Raw genomic sequence first — 15,041 nt, 5'->3', positions numbered from 1 at the left:
AAAGAATTCGGGACCCTTATCGAGGGGGCATTACCAAGGAGGATAAGGCAGGAATGTTTGCGAGAGATATCGGGATCGACCTTGGCACAGCCAACGTTTTGATTCATGTTAAAGGAAAAGGTATTGTATTGAATGAGCCGTCTGTCGTAGCGATTGACCGTAATACAGGAAGAGTTTTGGCTGTTGGGGAAGAAGCAAGACGCATGGTGGGACGTACGCCTGGCAATATTGTTGCAATTCGTCCTTTGAAAGACGGGGTTATCGCAGACTTTGATATTACTGAAGCAATGCTGAAGCATTTTATTAATAAATTAAATGTAAAAGGATTCCTATCCAAGCCTCGTATTCTGATCTGCTGTCCAACCAATATCACATCCGTGGAGCAGAAAGCAATCCGTGAAGCGGCTGAGAAGTCCGGCGGCAAGAAGGTATATCTGGAAGAAGAGCCAAAGGTTGCGGCCATCGGCGCAGGCATGGACATCTTCCAGCCAAGCGGCAACATGGTGGTGGACATTGGGGGAGGGACAACGGATATCGCAGTGCTTTCCATGGGCGATATTGTAACCTCCTCCTCCATCAAAATGGCGGGCGACAAGTTCGACGCCGAAATCCTCAGCTACATCAAGCGCACGTACAAGCTCCTCATCGGTGAGCGTACAGCAGAGGACATTAAGATTAAAGTCGGAACGGTATTCCCAGGCGCACGCAAGGAAGAAATCGACATCCGCGGCCGTGACATGGTAACAGGCCTGCCGCGTACGATTACAGTCGGTTCTGAAGAAATCCAGCAGGCGCTGAAGGAAAACGCTTCTATTATTGTACAAGCTGCCAAGGGTGTGCTCGAGCGCACGCCGCCTGAATTGTCTGCGGACATCATTGACCGCGGCGTCATCCTGACCGGCGGAGGCGCGCTGCTGCACGGCATCGACATGCTGCTGGCAGAAGAGCTGCACGTGCCGGTGCTGATCGCGGAAGACCCAATGCAGTGCGTGGCAATCGGAACAGGCATTATGCTTGAGAACATCGACAAGCTGCCGCGCCGCAGCCTGCTGTAAGAATGAGAGCCGTCTCCCCAGGGAGGCGGCCTTTTTTCGAGAAGAAATATCTTGAATTAAGGAAATAAAAGAAAAAGCCAGAAAAATGGAGCAAATGGACCGGATTCCCACCAAAAATACCAAATTTGCCATTTCCATTTTTCTCTGCACTACTTTATAATCATGATTGAATACGACACATGGGGCAACGTGCTCCACTTCAAAAGTGGATCGAATCTTGCATATTGCCTTTCCCCTAACTTGGACATACACCCTTCTTACCTCCGTGTCTAGAGGTATGGCTTCCACCATTGTTTGCTTTTTTCAGGAAGGGTGTATGCTTTTTTTTATGCCTATAAATACCTATATAGGTATTTATGATTTGAGCAATTCAAGAAGCTGGGATGACCTGTGTGAATATTAGGATTTTATGATGAAAAACAAAATTTCGACAGAATATGATATACTCGTACGAGTGAATCTTTGTAGAGACTTACAAGTATAATGGGGGCAAGATTAAGTTGAAGATACAGCTGTTTCTCCGGGACGTCCAAACTGTGTCAGATGATGCAGTTTCTTTTGTAATCCAAGTAGATACAGATGAGAAGATCTCAGCTATTGCTGATGTAATGGAAGGATTGGTATTGCGTCAGACAGAAGATGCCCAGACAATTTTCCCAGTTTCTTCTCCATCGGTTCAGCACAAGGAAATGATTTGTACAGTTCCCATTCAAGAGTTTACTGGAATCCAGGGCGTCGGCACCTTGCAGTTGGCCTTGAATCTGGATGGGGACCGGATGATGTTAGATTTGCAGAATGGCTTGGCGAAGCCGTTCTCTCTATACACCAAGCAGCAAACGATAAGGATAGATACGAGGAATCTTAGAGATTCCCTGGTACATGTGTTAGTAGAAGGACCAGTATATTTAAATATAAATGTAAAAGGAATACAGCCGGCAGAGGAAGGATTTCGGGTAACGGGTATATTTGAAGCTCCTTTGAAGCAGGCCGGTGTTTCAATTTCGGGGTTTTTCCTTCAGCACCGGATTACGCAGGAGCAGCTTCAGCAGACAGCGTTCCAGATCAGTGCATATACCTTTTCTCTCCATATAAGCGATAGGGAGTTGTACAGCGGACAGTGGGATTTGTTTTGCTGCGGAAGGCTTGAGAATGAACCGCTTCAGGTCCCGGTGCACTATGCCGGCAAAGAGCTGCCGGGCCGTTATGTCAATGATAACGGGACACTGCACAGCTTAAAGGCCGGACGCACCAGCTGGAACGAACTCTTCTTCAGCCTGGAAAGCTGCGGTGAAGAGCTGATACAAACCACGGTGGAACAGTTGTATATACGTGACAATAAGCTGTTTATTAAGGGACAGGCAGCCCTTGCGGCAGAAATAGATTTAGAGCCTGCGGTTTCCAGGCTGGTTCTCACCCACAGGGTGTCCAGAAGCGAAAGGGTCTATCCGCTTCAATCGGTGCAAGGCTCCTTCCAGGGCGAATGCAGCCTGAGGGAAGCCGGCTTCCTGAAGGAAACAGGCGCATGGGACATGTCTATCGGATTTCAGCTTCCCGGTGCAGAGGGGCGTGTGCCATTAAAGGCGGATTCCGTGCAGCATTCGTCCGTTCACTTTCTGATCCTGCCGGAGACTGTATATAACGGGAACGGCCTCATCAGGAGGGTGCGTCCGTATCAAGCGCAGGATAACACGCTGGCTCTTTTGGTCAGGGAAGAGACGATATATGGCGACATTACAAGGCTCGACTATGAGGATGGGCGGATTACGGTAAGGGGTTCTGTTTGGGCGGATCACTTCGAGCTTCGCCTGAAGGATATGTATTTGCAGGATGCCGCCGGCGAAGTAACGCTTGGTTGTGTCAACCATTTTGAAGAGCGCGGGGGCAAGTGTTGTTTTGTGTCCTCCTATGATTGGTCTGCCTTCCGTATCCAGCATGGGCAGGAGTTGGACCTGTATGTCGTAGCTGAAGGCGAGATAGAGGGAGACCCTTTCAGCTTCAGGCTGCAGTTCAATGCCGATGATATCCTGCATAAGAAGCAGGCCATTATATATCCGGCCCTGCACAATGACATAGAGGGGTACCCGCTGCGGGTGCAGCCTCATTATACGGGCAGGAATGAACTGGCAGTGGCGCTCCGGCATTCCTTGGAGGCGCAATGTGAAGCGTTGCACATGAGCCGTTCCGGGGTGCAAATTCTGATTCGGCCGCACCTTGCACAGTCCTTCAGGCTGGAGAGTGTCCAGCTTGTATTCAGAAATGAGCAGGAGGACTTTGCATTTGGCTTTGGGCCGGGTGCGTTTGCGGACGGCGTGTATACGTTCGAGCTACCGGTGGACGCCCTCCGCGAAGAGGGGCTGTCAGCCGGACAGTGGCGGATGGATCTGACAGCGGCAGTAAATGGCTTCGTCCTCAGGACAAGGGTATACGCGAAGGACCAGAAGCTGATTCATAAGAACTCGCTCTTTAAAAGGAATGCGATAAAAATCGGCAAGCAGGCCTTCTTCTCGGTCTTTTTTGATCGAAAAACCGGTCTCATGACGAGTGAGGTTCGGGACTTACGGGCATTTGAACGGAAAGCTGAGGCACTGCGGTTTCTGGCTGCCAAGGGAGCTGCCCGCCTGCTGCAGCAGGTGCTCAAGAAGCCAATCTGGCTGGTGGGCGAGAATTTGGGCGAAGTGGCGCAGGATAATGGATTTGCCTTCTTCGAGCATTGTGCAGGAAAGAAGGCTGAGCGGGTCTACTATGTCAGCAAAGAGAATAACAAGAATGCTGAGAACCTGGACAAGCACCGCCGCCATGTGATCCGTTATGACAGCTTCCGGCATCTGGTGCTGTATCACTTGGCGCAGTACATGCTGGTCAGTCATGGCATCCGCGATACGGCCCCGAGCTATGTGCATAACAAGATGGGGATCAACACCAAGCAAATTATCTATTTGCAGCACGGGATCATTGCCATGAAGCGGCTGATGTTCAACCGTAAATCTTATAACGGCATGATTCGGAAGTTTGTAGTGTCTTCTGAGCAGGAGAAGGACATTCTGGTCAAGGAAATGAACTTCAGGGAAGAGCAGATTATGGTCACAGGCCTGGCGCGCTTCGACACACTGGCGGATACAAGCGGTGAGAAGGAGGCAAAGGAGATTCTGTTGATCCCGACCTGGCGGGAATGGCTGGTGGATTCCAAAGCGGACTTCTTGTCCTCTGACTTCTACCAGCATTACCGCGGGCTGCTGGAAAACCCGGATCTGCATGCTTTGCTGGACAAGTACAATCTTGTGTTGAAGTTCTTCCCGCATATTGAGATTCAAAGGAAATATCGTGACTACTTTCAATCGGAGAATCCGCGCGTTCAAATCGTGGAGGTTGGCGAGGAAAGTGTAAAGGACTTGATGCAAAGCAGCTCGCTGATGATTACAGACTACTCCAGCGTTGTATTTGATTTCGATTATATGCGCAAGCCGGTCATTTTCTACCAGTTCGATTTGCAGGAATACCTGAAGCACCGCGGCTCCTATGTGGATCTGAAGCGGGACTTGAATGGGGATATCGCTGATACAGGCGGGCAGGTCATCCAGTATATCAAAGAATATGCGGAGCGTGATTTCCGCTATAAGCCAAGGTTTCTGCTGCAATCTGAGCGCTATTTCGCATACCACGACCGCAAGAATGCCGAGCGGATTTATCAAGAAGTCAAGAAGCTGAGAGAGAAGTGACGTTCAGAATGGAGGCGGAAGCTTGAAGATTACATTTCTTGTATACAATATCTTTGGAATGGGCGGGACGGTAAGGACAGTTTCCAATACGGCCAACTACTTTGCCTCCCGAAACTATGAGGTGGAGATTATCAGTGTCAGACGAACAAGCGCCAAGCCGATGTTTGAGCTGGATGGGCGCATTACCATCAAGACAATCTTTGACGCAAGGCGCGGGAAGCTGTTCGGAAAGCATACACCGTTGTACCAAAAGATCATTAAGAGAATTCTTATGAAACTCCCAAGTGTTTTTATAGATAAAGCCGAGGACCTGTACCACATGTTCAATCTGTTCGTTGACCTGAAAATCATTGCGGCGCTGAGGCAGGTGAAGGAGGGTGTTTTCATTACGACCATTCCTTCCTTTAACATTTTGGCAACCAAGTATGTCAGCCCTCAGGTCATTAAGATTGGGCAGGAGCACAAGTACTTTGCCGGGCACGGCCCCAGTCTGCGCAAAAAGATTCGCAAGCATTACAGGAAGCTGGATGCCTTAACTTGCTTGACTGATTCGGAGATTGAGAGCTACAGTGAGGTCCTGAAAGGCAGCAAGGTTGCGCTCTATAAGGTTGAAAATGCCACTGCTGTCCCAAAAGAGACAGCCAAGCTGAATCAGAAGACGGTAATTGCTGCCGGCCGCTATGTGCCGGAGAAGGGCTTCGACCTGTTAATCTCCGCCTTTTCCAAGGTGCTGGAGAAGCACCCGGACTGGAAGCTGAAGATTTTCGGGGGCGGCCGCGAAGAGAAAGCGCTGAGAGATCAAATTATGGAAACAAAGACCTTCAATAATATCTATCTGATGCCGAAAACAAGTGATGTCTTGAAGGAAATGGAGAATGCCTCGGTCTATGCCCTGAGCTCCCGTGAGGAGTCCTTCGGAATGGTTATCATTGAAGCAATGTCTGTAGGGCTGCCTTGTGTAAGCTTTGCCTGTGCCGGACCGAAGGAAATCATCCGCCACCAGGAGGATGGGCTGCTGATTGAGGAAGGAAATGTAGAAGCGCTCGCCGATGGCCTTGTCCGGCTGATGGAATCCGAAGAGCTGCGCAAGGAATACGGCAAGCGCGCGAAAAAGAACGTGCTCAGCTACACCTTCGACGTCGTCGGCGGGAAGTGGGAGCACATACTGAAGGAGCAGAGTGAACTAAAGTTCCCGGAGAACAAGGGAACAGAGGAGCGGGATGTGAGGAAGGGAACAGCAGTATAGGCAGCCTGCTCCATCTGCTCCTGAACCAGAACCGGGGAAAGGTGATTGTATGCAGCGGGAGATGTTGGTTGCAGCATATTTGTTTGTGTTCAAAGTGCTGTTTGCTCTCTTTAAAATGATGCCTCTCCAAAGGAAGGTAACATTTGTGGTTTCGTATGGAGACAATGCAACCTATATATACGAAGAGATGCTGAGGCAGGGCTTGCAGTATCAGGTTGTGTTTTTATATAAGGAAACATGCCAGTACAACCTGGGGGCTTATCCAGAGGCGAAGGCTTTCCCATTTGAAACGGCAAGCCCGTTGAATATGCTGAGGGCTGCCTATCATTTGGCAACAGCCTCGCAGGTGATTGTGGATAATTACTTTGGATTTCTGGCCGGCGTCCGCTTCAAGAAGGGTGTGCAATGCGTGCAGACGTGGCACGCAGCGGGTGCAGTGAAGAAGTTTGGCATGATGACGCCTTCCTTCTATAGACGGAGCGGGAAAGCGCAGAAACGGTTTCGCCGGGTGTACGCAAATTTTCATCAAATTGTGGTTGGTTCCGATCTCCAGGGGGAGATTTACAAGGAGGCCTTTGGAGTGGAGGAGCACCAGCTGCTTAAGACCGGCATTCCGAGGGCAGATTTGTTTTTCGATGAGAAAAGGAAGCAGGACATTCTTTCGCGGCTGCTGAAGGAGAACCCGAAGCTGCGCGGAAAACGGGTCATTCTGTATGCACCGACCTTCCGTGATAAGGAATTGAAAGAATTCCGGCTGCAGCTTGATATGGAAAGGATGTATCAGGCCCTGCATGAGGATTATATCCTGGTTATGAAGCTTCATCCGGCCATCCGGCATCTGATGGAGTATGACCGGCGCTATGAAACGTTTGTATACGACTATAGCCAGCATCCGGATATCAACGATCTTCTTCTCCTTACAGATATCCTCGTCACCGATTATTCCTCCATTCCGGTGGAGTTCAGCCTGCTGGGCAAGCCCATGATTTTCTTTGCCTATGACCTGCAGCGGTACAGGAAGAAGCGGGGCATCATCGGCAGGTATGAGGATGTGCCAGGACCGGTTGTGTTCCATACGGAGGCCCTGATTGAGGCCATCCGGAGCAACCAATTTGACTATGAAAGAATTCAACGCTTCGCCGAGGATTGGAATCAATATTCAAACGGGCGCGCAAGTGAAGGCTTCGTAGAGGCTATGCGGCGGCAGCTTGGCGGGCGGCATACAGGGGGCCTGCCGCCGGAACGTCCATGATAAGCTGTTATTCTTTTCCTTTCCGAAACACATGACACATATATATAGGCCATGCTATAATCCTCTCTATGAATTCAACGGAAGTATATGTGTAAATCTGTGAATTATTAATATTAAATTATAGTAAAGTATATGGATGCTTGAATAGAGATTTCATATTCTGTAAGTGTTTTCTATGGGACAGCTTTTCCTGCGGTGCAGGAAAGGCTGATGTACAAGGTAAAGGAGGGAGGGAGAGGATGCGGAAAGTACTCACGTACGGAACATTCGACCTGCTGCATTGGGGACATGTGAATTTGCTGAGACGCGCGAAGGAGCAGGGAGATTACCTGATTGTGGCTCTCTCAACTGATGAGTTTAATGGGCGGAAGGGCAAGAAGTCCTATCACAACTATGCGCACCGCAAAATGATTTTAGAAGCCATTCGTTATGTGGATGAAGTGATTCCTGAATATGATTGGGACCAGAAGGTTAGTGATGTTCTCGAGCAAGATGTGGATGTATTTGTAATGGGGGATGACTGGAAGGGGCATTTTGATTTTCTGCGGGATCATTGTGAGGTTATGTACTTGCCCCGTACCATCGGCATTTCCACCACCAAAATCAAAAAGGAGCTTGTAGCTGCCAGAAGATAAGCGGTGCACTGCTTGTTCATGCCGGAGATGCGGCGAAAAAAACATCTAAGCATCCGGCGCCTTGCCGGAGCGGGGAAAAGCATGTACTGGACTTATAGGAAGCTTGGTACATGCTTCTTTTCCATTCATGGATGATAGAAATATATCTATATGTACTGTATGGATAACAAGGAAACGTGTAAGCCGGATATAGGGCTTCCGCTAGTAAACATCATTGGGGTAAGAATGGATGAATACGATAACAAAGATTAGAAGAGGCCTCATCACCAGACTATTGAGGCGCATGTTTGTTTGCATGAGCCGGCTTCCGGTCCGGGAGCGGCTTGTGATGTTTGAGAGCTTTCTGGGCAAGCAATACAGCTGCAACCCGCGGGCCATCTATGAATATATGCGGGAGCACCATCCGGATTTTCAAATGGTATGGAGTGTGAATGCCGATGCGGCCGGGTTGTTTGCGGAAAAAGGAATTCCGCATGTGAAGCGCTTCTCCATCAGATGGTTCTACCTGCTCGCCCGCGCGCGGTATTGGGTGACGAACAGCCGGATGCCGCTGTGGATTCCGAAGCCGAAGCATACGGTGTACGTGCAGACCTGGCACGGCACACCGCTGAAGCGGCTGGCCGGCGACATGGAAGAGGTGCATATGCCGGGCACCACAACGGAGGCGTATAAGGAAAACTTCTACAAGGAATCGCGCAATTGGGATTATCTCCTGTCTCCCAATGCATATTCCACGGCCATCTTCCGCCGGGCCTTCTGGTTCAACAGGCAGGTGGTGGAGGAAGGGTATCCGCGCAACGATGTTCTCTATAGAGCTGATGCGGCGCACATCCGCCGGATCAAGGACAAGTACGGGCTGCCGCAGGATAAGAAGATCATTCTGTACGCGCCGACCTGGCGCGACAACCAGTTCTATCAGCAAGGCAAGTACAAGTTTGACTTGGAGCTGGATTTGCAGCTGCTGCAGCGGGAGCTGGGCGGAGAATATATCATTCTGCTGCGGATGCATTACCTCGTGGCAGAGCATCTCAACCTGGAGCCGTTTGCCGGATTTGCCTTCGATTTCTCCCAGCGCGGCGATATTAATGAAATGTACCTGGCTGCGGATCTCTTGCTTACGGATTACTCCTCTGTCTTCTTTGACTATGCGAATTTGAAGCGGCCGATCATTTTCTACACCTACGATTTGGAGAACTATCGCGATACGCTGCGCGGCTTCTATTTCGATTTCGAGAAGCAGGCGCCAGGCCCGCTTGTGGAGACGACCCCGCAGGTGCTCGGGGCCATCCGCTATTATGAGGAGCATGGGCTTGGCAGGTTCCAAGAGAAATACAATGTGTTCTACAACCGCTATTGCCGGCTGGAGGATGGAGCCGCCACAAAGCGGGCAGTGGAGCAAATCTTCTTTAGAAAGGCACAAGATGATGAAAGCAATGATTATGGTGCTTCGGGAGCAGATCGGCAGTCTGTACCTGATCAGACGGCTGTCCTTATACGAGCTGAAAATCAGTAACAACAGCAACCACTTGGGAATGCTGTGGGAGGTCATCAATCCGCTCATCCAGTTGAGCATCTATTGGTTTGTATTCGGGTTTGGCATACGGGGCGGGAAGGGCGTGGAAGGTGTTCCCTTCATCTACTGGCTGTCTGTCGGGCTGCTCGTCTGGTTCTTTCTGAATCCGGCGGTGCTGCAGTCCTCGAAAGCCATCTACACAAGAATTGCGTTGATTTCCAAGATCAACTTTCCAATGAGCGTGATTCCCAGCTATGTGATCGCATCCCAGCTGTATCAGCACCTCATTCTGACAGGGGTTGTAATGATCGGGTTTCTGTTCACCGGCCGGGGCATTTCGCTTCATCTGCTCCAGCTGCCGTATTATACATTTGCCATGGTGATGATGATTTTTGCCTTATCGCTGATTACATCCACCCTGGCGACAGTGGTCCGGGATGTGCAGATGATTGTACAGTCTGTCATGAGAATGATGATGTACGTGACGCCCATTCTTTGGACGCCGGACAAGCTGCCGCACGCTGTGCAGAAGCTGCTGCTGCTGAATCCCTTCTATTACATTGTGGAGGGCTACAGACAGGCGCTGCTTGGGACAGGCTGGTTCTATCAGCATCTGCATTATATGCTCTATTTCTGGGCGCTCGTTCTGCTGCTGCTGCTTGTCGGCTCCGCACTGCATGTGAAATTCCGGAAGCAATTTGTGGATTATTTATAATGGAGCTGTTGCAATGAGTTACACAGTGAAATTTCATCATGTTATGAAGAAGTTTAAGATGCACGGCAAGAGTTCGGATAAGCTGAAGGACTTGCTGCTGCCCGGCGGCTACGGCGAGGATTTCTACGCGCTGCGGAATATCAGCTTTGAGGCCGGGGCGGGGGATGTCATCGGAATTGTCGGCGTCAATGGGTCCGGCAAGTCCACGATGTCCAATCTCATTGCCGGGGTGACCCAGCCGACAAGCGGCGGCATCGAGACACGCGGGCAGGCCTCGCTCATTGCCATTGCCGCGGGCATGAACAATCAGCTGACCGGTTTGGAGAACATTGAGCTGAAGTGCCTGATGATGGGGCTGGATAAGGAGCAAATTCGGGCCATTACCCCGTCCATTATCGAATTTGCCGATATTGGAAAATTTATCGGCATGCCGGTGAAGAAGTATTCCAGCGGGATGAAGTCCCGGCTCGGCTTTGCCATTTCAGTCAACATGGACCCGGATATCCTCGTCATTGACGAGGCGCTCTCGGTGGGGGACCAAACCTTCACGGACAAGTGCCTGCGCAAGATGGATGAGTTCAAGGAGCGCGGCAAGACAATTTTCTTCATCAGCCATTCCATCGGCCAGGTGAAGAAATTCTGCAAGCAGGCGCTCTGGTTGGAATATGGGGAATTGCGCGAATATGGAACAATTGAGGAAGTCATTCCGCATTATGAGCAGTTCCTGAAGGAGTATAAGGACATGAACAAGGAGCAGCAGCAGGCCTTCAAGGAAGCCGCCATGCGCAAGCAGGCCGGCGAAGGCTTGGAGCTTGCGGCTGCATCGTCTTCCTCCTGGAGCTTCTCCCGATTGTGGGGGAAGCGGTAAGGAGCATACGAAATACGAAGAAAAGGGGGGCTTCCTGCGGGAAGTCCCTTTTTCGGCTGTTGCAAAATGAATTTGTTCAGCAAAGGGAGAAAAGGAATCCCTGAATGGACCGAGAGAGAGCTGAGTGACCAAGAGAACCGAGAAACAGAATAAAAATCAACAAAGCTTTGCATGCCCATGAAGCGAAGGGCCGCCATGAAGCAAGAATTTCCACTAAAACGGTTATGCTAAGGAAAAATCGCTTGCTGGAGAGGAAGCCTGGACATGTTTCGAGATATTTTGGTCAACGTATTCATCATCCTTGCTGCATATCTGCTGGTCGGGAATTTCACGCAGGTACAGCCCGCTGCGGCAAATTGGCGCCAGCAGCTGCTGTTGGGCTTCTGGAACGGTGTGCTTGGGATTGTGCTCATTCTCTATGGCATTAACTTTCTGTACATGGGCATCAGCCTGGATTTGCGCCACATTCCCATTGTCATGGCCGCCACATTTCTTAATGTGCGTGCCACCCTGCTGACGGCGGCTGTCATTGCTGCTGCGCGCGCCTTCTATCCGTTCAATTTGGTTTCCCTGCAAGCCGGCCTCATGGTGATGCTCGCCGGCATCGGCAGCGCTGTCATCCGCCGCTTTGTCACCCAACAGCACTATCGCGCCATTCTCTCCTGGATTTGGAGCGTCAGCCTGCTGTCAGCCTGGTACTATCATCTGCTGAAGCAGAATTTAAGCGTCTCGCCGCCCCTTTTCTTTCTCAACTTCTGGGGGGCATCCGCGCTGACCGGCCTGCTGGCTTATTTCATTTTAAGAAGCGGGGCCCGTTCACAGAAGCGGGACCACATGCTGCAGGACAGCCTGAACATGCTGCGGGAGAAGAATGTGGAAATCAGCCGGCTCGCCACGAGCATCCAAGTGAACAGCGTCACCATCGAGCAGAAGAACCGGGAGCTGCAAGAGGCCAACCAGCAGGTGACGGAGATTCTGGAGAGCATTCAAGAAATTTTCCTTTCCCTGGACACCTCCTGGCGCTACATCTATATTAACAGGAAGGCGGAGCCCTTCTTGGGAAGAACGCGCGAGGATCTGCTGGGAAAGGGGATATGGGAGGAATTCCCCAATCTCCGGGGAACGGCCTTTGAAGAATATTACCGGCGTACGATGGAAGCGCGTGTGCCATGCGAATTCGAAGAGTATTTTGAGCCGCGCGGCGGCTGGTTTGAAGTGCGCACGTATCCGTCCGCCTTGGGCATCACCGTCTACATCCGGGATATTACAGAACGGAAAATCCTGGAGCAGAAGCTGCAGGAGCAGAATCTGAACCTGCAGGAGCTCGTCTATCATGATGCGCTGACGGGTGTCCGCAACCGCCGCTTCTTCGATATGATTCTGCATCGGGAATGGGCGGAGGCGTGCCACAGCCGCCGTCCGCTGGCGCTGATGATGATGGATATTGACTATTTCAAGCCGTACAATGACCATTTCGGCCATGACCAGGGAGATGCTTGCCTGCGGGCTGTAGCCCAGCAGCTGCATGAGACGGTGCGCCACAGCGATTACACGGTCCGCTACGGCGGAGAAGAGTTTGCCGTGCTGATGCCCAACACCTCGCTCGAGGAAGCGCTTCTCATTGCCAAGCGGGTCAATTCCAGTATCCGGCAGATGGCCATCCCGCATCCCCGCTCGCCGGTGGGCATTGTCACGGTCAGCATTGGGGCGAAGTCTGTCGTTCCAAATGCGAGAACGAATGTCAAAGCGCTGCTGCAGGGGGCGGACGCAGCCTTGTACCAAGCCAAGGAGGCGGGACGGAATCAGGTCATGCCGCAATAAAAAGGTGTTCACAAATGCGAGCAGAAATGCGATAATAGAATTAGGTATTAAGACCTGATAATAAATCAAGGGGTGAACCTCATGCTGGATATACAGCAAATTCAAGAAATTCTGCCGCACCGTTATCCGTTTTTGCTTGTGGACAAGATTGTGGAAGTAGAAGTAGGAAAGCGTGCTGTCGGCTTGAAAAACGTGACGATCAACGAGGACTTCTTCAACGGACACTTCCCTGGCTACCCGGTGATGCCGGGCGTGCTGATTGTCGAGCATGCCGCTCAGGTGGGAGCCTACGCGCTGCTCAGCATGGAAGAGAACAAAGGGAAAATTGCCTTCTTTGCCGGAATTGAAAAGTGCCGCTTCAGAAAGCAAGTGAAGCCGGGCGACACGCTGGTCACAGAGGTGGAGCTGTTGTCCTTCCGCCGGGGCATCGGCAAAGGCAAGGCTGTATCCAAGGTCGGCGATGCGGTCGCGATGGAAGCTGAGTTCACCTTTGCGGTTGAGCGATAAATACATAGAAAGAGGATGCTTCCAGAAGCCTGTACGCAGGCTTCTGGTGCATCCTCTTTCTTGTATAGGGCAGTTGTCATTACGGACCATAAATATTTAATTATTCATACTTTTACAACAAATATGTTTACAAATAGATAGTTGTATATTAAGATAAAATCATCACCAGAAAGGGGTTGGTTCCTTGCAGCTTTGTGAGAAGGTTTTATTTTTGCGTAATCATTTTCGTTCTCCGTACAGAACAGAAATTGTGACGACAGATGGCAGCATCTATGCGGAGGAGAGCATGCTTGAGCTTCTGAATCAAGCCTGTCTCCAGCACGGCAGCAATCTGCGGGGAAGGCAGGAGGCGGTGCGGCACCATACAGGCTACCATAAGAAGATCCCCCTGCCGATTACAGATCATGTATGCCTATTCCCGACGAAGTCGCTGAAGAATTTGAAGACCATCAGTATCTCTGTAGACAGAATCCAAGCAATGCGCCCTCAGGGGAGAGGCACCCTTTTCACCTTTCACAACGGCCATGAGCTGTATGTGGATATCGGCTACGACAGCATGCGGCTGCAGTATGACCGCGCCATTTGCGCCCAGGCGAAGCTGGGCTATAAGCTTTCCAAATGGAGGCCCCGCTCTTAAACTTACATAACCCGCGTCGTGCTCGCCTGCAGCAGCTTCAGCGCCGTCCGGTGCAAATACCGCACCTGATGAATCGACAGTCCCATCTCCTGTGCGAGACACGACATGCTTTTCCCGCCATAGAAGTGCCCTTGAATGACATGGCATTGCTCCGGACTCAGCACGTCCCAATCCAAGAGGTCCGTCTGCTCCTCAGCCGGTATCATCTCAAACATGGTATGCGGCGCTGCGGCGAACCGCTCCTCATGCCTTCTTTCCCGCTGCAGCTGCACCAGCAAATAGCCGCGCACGGTCTGCTTGGCATACGCCCCGAAATAGCCCTTGCCCTCTTCAAACTGCTCATAAGCCTTCCAGAGTGCCACCAGTGCACACTGGTAGTAGTCCTCCAAATCCCGATACAGCGACAAGCTCTTCAGCTGTGCCTTCAGCATCGGCTCATATTGCTGCACAGCCTCCTCAAACGTACGTGGCTTCATGCCCGGTCCTTCCGGGAAGACGCGCCTTCCATTGTATTCCGCGGTACCCTTACAGTACCGGAATCCGGAGGCTGCTTCACATGAAGAAACAGGCAGTATGAACGGCCAAACGCCCGGTTTGCCCGGCCCGTACAGCTTATTTCAAATACCGAACACCCTGAACGGCCACAAATGAAAATTTAATTAAACGTTTGTTTGAACCCCATGAACCCCAGGAACGGCGCCTTACAGCGTATTTTATTCAAACGTTTGTATAAACCGCTGAAACGAAAAAAACCCCGGGAGCCATGCTCCCGGAGTTCCATTTTTCCTGAATCCACAGGATCCAGAAAGGCCGCGCTTTAATTCTCAAATATGTAATAGAAAGCGCAAACAAAAAGAGAGACTGCCTGAGTCCCTGAAACTCAAGAGTTCCCCGCTATGCGCATAGGTGCCTGTGCCTTCGCTTGCAGGAAATCACGAATCTCCTGGATTGTCAGTCCTAAAGCCTTGGCTTCTGCCAGCAAGGCTACCCAACCCATGTCTACTGCTTCTGCTTTTTCTCCATTGTTTACTTCTTCTGCCATTCGAACGAGACTAATCAATATTGTTCCCTCCGCT

12 protein-coding genes and 1 pseudogene are annotated in these 15,041 nt (G+C 50.9%); 11 read left to right on the top strand and 2 right to left on the bottom strand.

Going from position 1 to position 15,041, the window contains the following annotated elements; genetic code table 11:
- The first annotated feature begins 53 nt into the window (after positions 1-53).
- The 11 genes and pseudogenes from NK662_RS04880 (at position 54) to NK662_RS04830 (ending at position 13,965) form a co-directional block, all read left to right on the top strand.
- Positions 54-1,055 carry a rod shape-determining protein gene (locus NK662_RS04880; RefSeq protein ID WP_254757781.1) on the top strand — a complete coding sequence of 334 codons (1,002 nt, stop codon included), beginning with the start codon at positions 54-56 and terminating at the stop codon, positions 1,053-1,055.
- A 500-nt stretch (positions 1,056-1,555) separates the two neighbouring features.
- On the top strand, positions 1,556-4,771 hold the full coding sequence (locus NK662_RS04875) for a CDP-glycerol glycerophosphotransferase family protein (RefSeq protein ID WP_254757780.1): 3,216 nt from the start codon (positions 1,556-1,558) through the stop codon (positions 4,769-4,771).
- A 22-nt stretch (positions 4,772-4,793) separates the two neighbouring features.
- Positions 4,794-6,017 carry a glycosyltransferase family 4 protein gene (locus tag NK662_RS04870; protein ID WP_254757779.1) on the top strand — a complete coding sequence of 408 codons (1,224 nt, stop codon included), beginning with the start codon at positions 4,794-4,796 and terminating at the stop codon, positions 6,015-6,017.
- A 49-nt stretch (positions 6,018-6,066) separates the two neighbouring features.
- Positions 6,067-7,269, top strand: a complete 1,203-nt coding sequence (locus NK662_RS04865; RefSeq protein ID WP_254757778.1) for a CDP-glycerol glycerophosphotransferase family protein — start codon at positions 6,067-6,069, stop codon at positions 7,267-7,269.
- Positions 7,270-7,508: 239 nt separating this feature from the next.
- Entirely contained in the window at positions 7,509-7,904 is a 396-nt protein-coding gene (gene tagD, locus NK662_RS04860; protein WP_254757777.1) for a glycerol-3-phosphate cytidylyltransferase, read from the top strand.
- 229 nt (positions 7,905-8,133) lie between these two features.
- Positions 8,134-9,417: a CDP-glycerol glycerophosphotransferase family protein gene (locus NK662_RS04855; protein ID WP_254757776.1), complete on the top strand. Its 1,284-nt coding sequence runs from the start codon at positions 8,134-8,136 to the stop codon at positions 9,415-9,417.
- The gene (locus tag NK662_RS04850; protein ID WP_254758031.1) at positions 9,329-10,132 is read left to right on the top strand and encodes an ABC transporter permease; all 804 of its coding nucleotides are present in this window, start codon (positions 9,329-9,331) and stop codon (positions 10,130-10,132) included. The genes NK662_RS04855 and NK662_RS04850 overlap by 89 nt, the downstream gene beginning before the upstream one ends.
- Positions 10,133-10,145: 13 nt before the next feature.
- Positions 10,146-10,940, top strand: a pseudogene (tagH, locus tag NK662_RS04845) (teichoic acids export ABC transporter ATP-binding subunit TagH); the annotation flags it as partial.
- A 324-nt stretch (positions 10,941-11,264) separates the two neighbouring features.
- On the top strand, positions 11,265-12,821 hold the full coding sequence (locus NK662_RS04840; protein WP_254757775.1) for a GGDEF domain-containing protein: 1,557 nt from the start codon (positions 11,265-11,267) through the stop codon (positions 12,819-12,821).
- Between the two features lie 81 nt (positions 12,822-12,902).
- Positions 12,903-13,328, top strand: coding sequence for a 3-hydroxyacyl-ACP dehydratase FabZ (gene fabZ / locus NK662_RS04835; RefSeq protein WP_254757774.1), 426 nt, complete (start codon positions 12,903-12,905; stop codon positions 13,326-13,328).
- Positions 13,329-13,539: 211 nt separating this feature from the next.
- Positions 13,540-13,965, top strand: coding sequence for a competence protein ComK (locus tag NK662_RS04830; protein ID WP_254757773.1), 426 nt, complete (start codon positions 13,540-13,542; stop codon positions 13,963-13,965).
- A 2-nt stretch (positions 13,966-13,967) separates the two neighbouring features.
- Here NK662_RS04830 and NK662_RS04825 read toward each other — a convergent pair whose 3' ends face one another.
- Both NK662_RS04825 and NK662_RS04820 read right to left on the bottom strand, forming a co-directional pair.
- Positions 13,968-14,441: a sigma-70 family RNA polymerase sigma factor gene (locus NK662_RS04825; RefSeq protein ID WP_254757772.1), complete on the bottom strand. Its 474-nt coding sequence runs from the start codon at positions 14,439-14,441 to the stop codon at positions 13,968-13,970.
- A gap of 404 nt (positions 14,442-14,845) precedes the next feature.
- The gene (locus tag NK662_RS04820; RefSeq protein WP_306470817.1) at positions 14,846-15,025 is read right to left on the bottom strand and encodes an anti-repressor SinI family protein; all 180 of its coding nucleotides are present in this window, start codon (positions 15,023-15,025) and stop codon (positions 14,846-14,848) included.
- Between the last annotated feature and the right edge of the window lie 16 nt (positions 15,026-15,041).

This window comes from Ectobacillus ponti, from assembly GCF_024294785.1.
Lineage (GTDB): Bacteria > Bacillota > Bacilli > Bacillales > Bacillaceae_G > Ectobacillus > Ectobacillus ponti.
This window is presented reverse-complemented; position numbering and strand designations above follow the sequence as displayed.